The sequence below is a fragment of the Wolbachia endosymbiont of Madathamugadia hiepei genome (assembly GCF_013366855.1).
Lineage (GTDB): Bacteria > Pseudomonadota > Alphaproteobacteria > Rickettsiales > Anaplasmataceae > Wolbachia.
Genome location: NZ_WQMP01000038.1, coordinates 1 through 7753, shown reverse-complemented (window position 1 = coordinate 7753; position 7753 = coordinate 1). Strand labels below are relative to the sequence as shown.

Below are 7753 nucleotides of genomic sequence, written 5' to 3'. Positions count from 1 at the left end.
TAGGAATTTTATCAAGTAGATGAGCATAAAAGTTATGTTAAAATGCACCATTTTTATGGAAAACTGGATCCCAGTGTCGGAGCACTGGGATAATACCGTCTGTTACGCAAATTACCTGCTGATTGCAATGTGCGTACAGCTGCGTGTCAAGCACTGGAATGACAAGAAAGGAGCTACTTACATGACACCACTTTTGCTTCAATATTTACCAGATCCCTTATATGTTAAGAACAAGCAATTTTCTCATAGTAACAGTAGAAGCAATTTTATATGGTTTTTTATGTCAGATTATATAATAAAGATCATCCTTCGCAAAAAGCGGGAAGGAAGGATAAAAGACAGCTAACTATAACATTGGAAAGACATCTAGCTGGTAGGCCTCTCAATAAATCAATTATTTCCTTATTCTCAGCAAAAGAAAGCGGTTTTTTACCATTATTATCTTTTATGTTAGTTTTAGCTTCTGCTTCGAGAAGAAGTTCAACCATATCAGTATCATTGAAATAAGCAGCATAATGTAAAGCAGTTCTTTCCATATTATCTTTGGCATTAATCTCTGTATACCTGCCCATTAGACGCTCATGGCCTACTGGTCCAACTTCATTATTACGGGACTCCTTTAAAATTTTATATAAATCATAACCTCTGGTACCATTTAACATAATTTTACCTCCATATATACTAACAATTGACAAGTATTTTTATAAAGCTCAACATATTGCATTTGTAGAAGAGTTGCAAGATATCTTTTAAGCATTTATTTTTTATTCTTAATTAACTCTAAAGCTTTTTTCAAATCTATACTTTCAATATCTGCATTTTTGCCTAAGGCCACATTTGTTTTACCGCATTTTATATAGAATCCATATCTACCGTTGCAGATGAAAACTTCTTTTCCCTTGTCATTAAAACCGAGAGATTTTAGCTCTTTACGTGGGCTTTTTGCAATAATTTGCACAGCTTCATCCAATTGCGTGTCCAATACCCCCTTGGAGCCCTTCTTAAGAGCAAAGTATCTGCCATCATAGAAAATATAGTACCCAAATCTTCCAAGGCCTATTTTTACTTCCTTCCCAGTTTCTGGGTGTTCTCCGATTACTTTTGGCAAGGAAAGTAATTGAGTAGCGGTATTCAGATCAATATCATTAACATTTATATCTTTTGGTATGGAAACCGTTTTTTTCTTTTTCGATTCGTTATTGAACTCCAGGTAAAGCCCAAACGGGCCTTTTTTGATCATCACCTCTTGCCCTGTCACATCGTCTATACCCAAACTTTTTGGGTATTCTGAGCTGTCATTACTACCTGTAATTTCTTTTGTATGGCTGCATGCAGGGTAGTTAGAACATCCAAGAAATACTCCCGCTTTTCCAAAATTCAATTTCGATATACCATCAGAACAATCAGGACATTTTTTGCCTATTTCTTCCTTTCCTTTTTCTGAACAAAACCAATCAACTACCAAACTGTGAATGCCGATAAAAATCTCATCATGTGCCATTTGCTTGACAGAGTTTACATGATTAAAAAATGGTACCCAAAAATAGCCTAGCTCTTTTTTCCAATCCGCACGTCCATTTGAGATTAAATCAAGCTTTTCTTCCATTTGTGCTGTGAAATTATACTCTATACAACGCTGAAAAAAAGTTTCTAAAAATATGGTAACGATCTTACCGCGGCTGCTTGGAATAAATCTTTTATTATCCAGTGTAACGTACTCACGGTCTTGCAATACTGAAATAATTGCCGCATAAGTTGATGGACGGCCTATGCCAATTTCCTCCATTTTTCTAACAATGCTTGCTTCACTATAACGCGGTGGAGGTTGAGTAAAATGCTGTTTTGGATCAACAGAGATCAGTTTGCACGCTTCACCTTCTTTCAGGGCAGGTAGCATCCCTTCATCTTCATCATCTGCGTTATCTCTATAAACTTTATAGAAACCATCAAAAAATATGCTCGATCCACTTGCTCGTAGAATTACCTTCTGATCAGTAGAACTAATTTCAACCACCACTTGATCGAGGATAGCCGATTCCATCTGACTTGCGATGGTTCTTTTCCAAATCAGATCATACAACTTAAGTTGCTCTGGCGTTAAATAGTCTTTGATACTACCTGGCGTTCTATTTATATCAGTTGGACGAATCGCTTCATGCGCTTCCTGAGCATTTTTGACCTTTTTTACATATTGACGAGAAGACTTTGGTAAATATTTATCACCATATAATGATTTAATCGACTCTCTGATTGAGTTTATAGCCTCATCTGCAATATAAAACCCATCTGTACGCATGTAAGTTATCAACCCAACAGTTTCACCACCAATATCGATACCTTCATACAAGTTTTGCGCTATGCGCATAACATTTTTTACATTAAAGTAAAGCTTATTCACTGCATCTTGCTGAAGACTTGAAGTAATAAATGGAGGAAGCGGGTTTCTCTTAACTTGCTTGCGTTCTACTGTGCTTACAGCATATTGCCTTGACTCAATCTCCCAAACTAAGTTCTTTGCTTCCTCTTCATTCTTAATATCAAATTTTTCTAGCTTCTTGTTATCATAGTGGCTGAGCATAGCAAAGAACGTTTCGTCTTTGCTGTTTTGCATCTCTGCCTTTATGCTCCAATACTTCTGTGTTATAAATTTACTAATTTCATCTTCCCGCTCGCATATGAGCTTTAGTGCAACAGATTGCACCCGTCCTGCAGATTTGCTTCCTGACAATTTCGTCCATAAAAGTGGCGACAAATTAAACCCAACCAGATAATCTAAAGCTCTGCGTGCTTGTTGCGCATGCACTAAGTCCATGTTTATTTCGCGTGGATTCTTTATCGCTTCTTGCACTGCCCTTTTTGTTATCTCATTAAAGACTACTCTATAAATGTGACTTTTATCATTGATTGCTTTCCTTTCCTTTAGTGCCTCTACCACATTCCAAGCTATTGCTTCTCCTTCTCTATCTGGATCTGTTGCAAGGTATATATCTGATGTTTTACTTGCTTCCTTTGCCAGCTCTTTTACATATTTTTCTGCCTTCTCAATAATCTCATACTTTATGGCAAAATCGTTATCTGGATCAACAGAACCGTTTTTTACTGGCAGATCTCTCACATGTCCAAAAGATGCAGCTACCTTGAACTCTTTACTTAGATACTTGCCTATCGTTTTTGCCTTCGCAGGCGACTCAACTATCAATAAAGCCATAATTATTAGTATTTAAAGATAATATGTTGAGGAATATATAATGAAATGTAAAAAAATATTTTAATGGGTCCTGTGAATTTTACAAAGTGGGTTGTTGAAGGTCTTTAGGAAACACTTTACATTAACTATTCCAACTATTATCGGTTAGTGCCAAATTTTGCAATGATACAGCATCCGATGCTCCCTTTCTTGTCATCCAAGTAGTTAAAACTGGAATAACATCATGCGTTTGAGGTAAACTCTGGCTATATATCGTCAAGTACGGCGTGGTTAACTTCAACCTTATACTTTGATTCTAGGTAGCTAATTAATTGCTCTTTTAGTGATATCATCACGCGTTTTCCAGTATCAAATGTGTTTAATTTACCACTTGATGAATACATCTCTTTTAGAACGCCTATTATAACTTCATTATTATATTGAATAGGGTCTGTCACCGAATCAGTTGTCTTCATGTTAAAAATCTCTTCTATAAAAGAAAAAGGGTAATTTTGTCGGTCTGCTTCATTTCGGTGTATCTGCTGATCTTTAATTAATTCTACACCTTGAGTTTTCTCCAAATCTGTTTTCTCTTTTAGTTGAGCTGCAATTTCTTGCCCAATCTTAAACATTTGTTCTTTCATAAACCCATCACGCCAAAGGTCTTCTACTGATGTCTTACCTTCTTCAAAACTTTGTAGTTTAGGCGGGATAATATCGGTGATCTTTACACTGACAACGGCATCTTCAATGCCTTTAAAATAACTTCTCTGATCTTTTTCTCGAGAAAAGATAAAAGAAACCAAATCATTAGAACTTTCTACACTATTACCACTTTGATCCTTTCCGCCCGCATCTACCGGACCAATGGCTTGTATAGGTAAATTGTATTCACTGGATATTTCCTCAATTGTTGCACCATTGTATATCTTATAATTTGCTTGATTGATGAAATCGTTGACTTTTTCAAAAGACTTTCGATTGATTAAAACTGATTTCACGTCCTTTTTTAAATCAGCTAAGTTTTCGCTAGAAATTTGATGCACACTTTCCACTTTTATTATATGCCAACCAAAACTGCTTACTAAAACTTCACTTACTTCGCCTGCCTTGAGAGCAAATACCTTTTCTCCCATACCCTCTGGTAGAAAATCCTTGGTTATATTATTCATTCTGGTTTCCTCAAGTTTTGTTTTACCAAACTCTTCCGCTATCTGCTCAAAGCTCATTTTACCCTCTTCAAATGCTTTTCTTGCCGCTTCGGCTTCCTCTTTAGAATGAAATATTAGGTTAAATATATCTCTTTGATCCTTAAGTTTCTGTTGTTCTATTATATCATCAACTTCTTCATCTGAGATCTGAACTTGATCTTCAAAATATTTTTGGCCTAAAGAAATATACTGTGCAGCTCGATATTCAGGATAATAAAAATGGGATTTATTTTTTTCATATAAGTCAAGTAAAGTTTGATTATCTGGCTTGGAAACATTTGTAACTGCATCTTTAGTTATTTTAACAATATCAACTACTCTGGTTTGGTGGCGGTTTCTGTATATCTGCTCATCAATTTTCTCGCCAAAAGTCACTGGATAATTATCTCTAAACAGTGAAGTTACAAACATCATTGCAGGCAGAATTTTCTCTAGCTTTGCTATATATTCTCTTTCTGTCATATGCAGGGCGTTGAGCGTCTCATGAAATTTCCCTTTGTCAAACTTACCTTCATCGGTTTGAAAGTATTTAGTATTTTTAATATGGTCCTTTATAGACTCTTCCCCAATTACCAACCCCAGATCACTCATCAGGTTAAACAATAGTTTTTGCTCTATGAGTGCATTAAGTAAATCGTATTTCAGTCTTTTCACTTGTTCTTCACTAACATTAGATCCAAAAATTTGCTTTCCGTAATTTTGATATAGCGATTTATACTCATCCAGTGTTATAACTTCCTTTCCAACTCTAGCTACTTCCTCCTTTTTATTGTCATCTGATAGAAGGTTGCCAACTCCCATAAAGATTAATAAACAAGCTAAAATGACAACGATTACTTTAGTGGACAAGTTTTTATTCATAAACGCAAAAGTTGATTATTGGTTAATTATAGAATAGCGATAATTTAGTTCTTGTAAACCTGTTGATTGATTAGCTACAGCATTAGCTTGTGCCTGCAGAGAGTTTTCAGATTATTAGATAGTCTAATCTCCTTGACTGAAAAAGCTGACTATATTTTCTTTTATTTCCATGCTGTCTGCCATGTTATTTACCCTCACACGAAATTCAGATGAGTTTTTAACCCCGCTACTATACCAGCCTATGTGTTTGCGGGCCATTTTTATCCCCGTGTCATTTCCGTAATACTCAAGAATACTATCGTAATGCTCGAGTATTACGCTTAATCTCCCTGAAGCTGTTGGCTCAGAAATTTCACCTCCACTTAGAAAGTTCATTGATTGATTGATTAGCCATGGTTTGCCATAAGCGCCACGACCTATCATCACTCCGTCTGCTCCGGATTCTTTGAGCGCATTTTGAATGTCATTCAAATTTTTAATGTCACCATTTACTATCACTGGAATTTTCACTTGCTCTTTAACATTCCTAACGAATTTCCAATCTGCTTGACCGTTATAAAGTTGTGCTCTTGTTCTTCCGTGCACAGTGATCATTTTTGCTCCAAGATCCTCTGCAATTTTCCCCAAACGTGGAGCATTGCGATTTTCGTCGTTCCATCCAGTGCGCATTTTCACCGTAACTGGCACATTAACTGCTTTGACTACAGCTTCAATTATCTCAGCGGCCTTTTTTTCATCGCGCATTAGCGCTGACCCTGCATAACCGTTTACAACTTTTTTGACTGGGCAACCAAAGTTTATATCTATGATTTTTGCACCCATATCCTCGTTTAATTTTGCAGCCTCTGCCATAACATCTGGCTCGCACCCAGAGAGTTGCACAGCAGTTAATTCATCAACTTTTGCTTTTTGCATACTCTGGCGAGTTTGCAAAATCATAGCTCTGCTTGCGATCATTTCTGAGACTAACAAACTTGCACCGAGCTTCTTCACAATACTTCTAAACGGATAATCAGTCACTCCAGACATTGGCGCTAAGATTACCGGAGAATCGATCGTTAGATTTCCTATTTGAAGGGGCATGGGGCTAAGCAACAACTATATAGTGTTACAAGCCCGAGCATTCTGCACTTCTGAAGTAAGAGATGTTTGTGTTCCTGGCTGGGGATCGAAAAGCCGTTTTCTAGATCTTCCTTCCATTTTCCATCGTTCATGAGTGCTTCTGCAAACCCTTTTCTTTTTTTATTCAAATCAAACTTATACTCTGATAACTCTTTGTCAATTTCGTCAAATGACTTACCTTCGTTGAGCATTTGTGTAATTTTATGAGCATTTTCCAGTGCAAATACGCCACAATTACAGCCATCGTCTTGCTGCTTAGCTTCAGAGCTTCTCATGTTACCATCATCCTCTATCTCCAACGTTTCCTGTAATACACCTACTATATAATTAGTATCAATTTGCCTACTAACTAGCTTGTTTCTATATTTTCTTGCGTCATTTAATGTTTTTTCAAGATCATCTTTTTTCTCCTTAAGGCTGAGATTATCTGGATCAATCCCTCTTTCTCGTATTAACCTGTCGACTTTATCGTCTAAAGGTTTCACACATTCTTCAGTAATCTCATTAGCAAGATTTATATAATCTTTTATTTGTCCTTCAACCTTATTTGGCAACTTCTTACCAAATGAGTCACAGTAATAGGCTTTAAATTGCCTATCTGCCTGGTTATAGGTAACAATCAATGTTACCCAATGATTGCCACCTAAATTAGCGATCGAGGTAAAGATTTTTCTTGGATTCCTTTGTGCTACTTCATTTTTGTACTCTTTCAATTTTGAGTTTAAAGAGTTTACATCACCAGGAATGCAAAAAAGTGTATCACCCTCTGAACTTTCTGAATACCCATATCTAACCCTTGCAATGTGAGCAATATCATGTTGTTGTAGCCAGTAAGTATAATTTTCTCTATTTGTCTGATGTACAAGAGTTTGTAAGTCTTCGCTGAACTCCTTACCGACGCCACTATCTTTATCTTGATCTGCTCCTTTTCCACTAACATAACCTTTGACCCAGCAAAACAAAGGTTCAATAGCAAATTTGTATGTTGCTGCAAGAGCTACTCCCATTAAAATCCAAACTATGGGATTGGAGATGAGCATAGCAAGTGAAAAGGTCAGTAGAGGAGATCCTACTATCAGCCCTGAACAGCCAATGGTAAATGTAGCCGCCAGATGTATACCAAAAGCGTAAATAGCAAACCTTCCACCATCTTTGAGTTTGGTAAGGTAAGTGTCCTTGTCTGTAGTACCTAACATGTTATATCCATGAATGCCAAGTTAACTAGATTTTAGCAAATTTTGAGGGTAAAGTCAATTATGATGATCTTATACCAATTCCCACTGGCTTTGTTGCATGGCAACTAAAAAATCTAGTGGTTACTGACGAAATTCATTATAAAGTGGCTATTTAACTACCGAAGAAAGAATATGCC

General features: G+C 36.5%; 6 protein-coding genes. 1 reads left to right on the top strand and 5 read right to left on the bottom strand.

What is annotated here, in order from left to right:
• Nucleotides 1-19 precede the first annotated feature (19 nt).
• Entirely contained in the window at nt 20-346 is a 327-nt protein-coding gene (locus GO685_RS02200; protein ID WP_175937384.1) for a hypothetical protein, read from the top strand.
• Here the strand turns inward: GO685_RS02200 and GO685_RS02195 are convergent.
• The 5 genes from GO685_RS02195 to GO685_RS02175 form a co-directional block, all read right to left on the bottom strand.
• On the bottom strand, nt 303-662 hold the full coding sequence (locus tag GO685_RS02195; RefSeq protein WP_175937383.1) for an ankyrin repeat domain-containing protein: 360 nt from the start codon (nt 660-662) through the stop codon (nt 303-305). The two genes, GO685_RS02200 and GO685_RS02195, sit on opposite strands and share 44 nt — an antisense overlap.
• Nucleotides 663-757: 95 nt before the next feature.
• Nucleotides 758-3208 carry a type I DNA topoisomerase gene (gene topA, locus GO685_RS02190; protein WP_175937382.1) on the bottom strand — a complete coding sequence of 817 codons (2451 nt, stop codon included), beginning with the start codon at nt 3206-3208 and terminating at the stop codon, nt 758-760.
• 245 nt (nt 3209-3453) lie between these two features.
• A complete protein-coding gene (locus GO685_RS02185) occupies nt 3454-5259 on the bottom strand; it encodes a peptidylprolyl isomerase (protein WP_175937381.1) in 1806 nt (601 codons plus the stop codon).
• 123 nt (nt 5260-5382) lie between these two features.
• The gene (dusB, locus tag GO685_RS02180) at nt 5383-6342 is read right to left on the bottom strand and encodes a tRNA dihydrouridine synthase DusB (RefSeq protein WP_175937380.1); all 960 of its coding nucleotides are present in this window, start codon (nt 6340-6342) and stop codon (nt 5383-5385) included.
• Nucleotides 6327-7577 (bottom strand): hypothetical protein, encoded by a 1251-nt coding sequence (locus GO685_RS02175; RefSeq protein WP_175937379.1) that lies wholly within the window; start codon nt 7575-7577, stop codon nt 6327-6329. The genes dusB and GO685_RS02175 overlap by 16 nt, the downstream gene beginning before the upstream one ends.
• Nucleotides 7578-7753: the final 176 nt, after the last annotated feature.

Bases quoted from the DNA above. Each gene is read 5' to 3' on its own strand.
- GO685_RS02200 (WP_175937384.1), top strand. From the start codon at position 20: ATGAGCATAAAAGTTATGTTAAAATGCACCATTTTTATGGAAAACTGG.
- GO685_RS02195 (WP_175937383.1), bottom strand. From the start codon at position 662: ATGTTAAATGGTACCAGAGGTTATGATTTATATAAAATTTTAAAGGAG.
- topA (WP_175937382.1), bottom strand. From the start codon at position 3,208: ATGGCTTTATTGATAGTTGAGTCGCCTGCGAAGGCAAAAACGATAGGC.
- GO685_RS02185 (WP_175937381.1), bottom strand. From the start codon at position 5,259: ATGAATAAAAACTTGTCCACTAAAGTAATCGTTGTCATTTTAGCTTGT.
- dusB (WP_175937380.1), bottom strand. From the start codon at position 6,342: ATGCCCCTTCAAATAGGAAATCTAACGATCGATTCTCCGGTAATCTTA.
- GO685_RS02175 (WP_175937379.1), bottom strand. From the start codon at position 7,577: ATGTTAGGTACTACAGACAAGGACACTTACCTTACCAAACTCAAAGAT.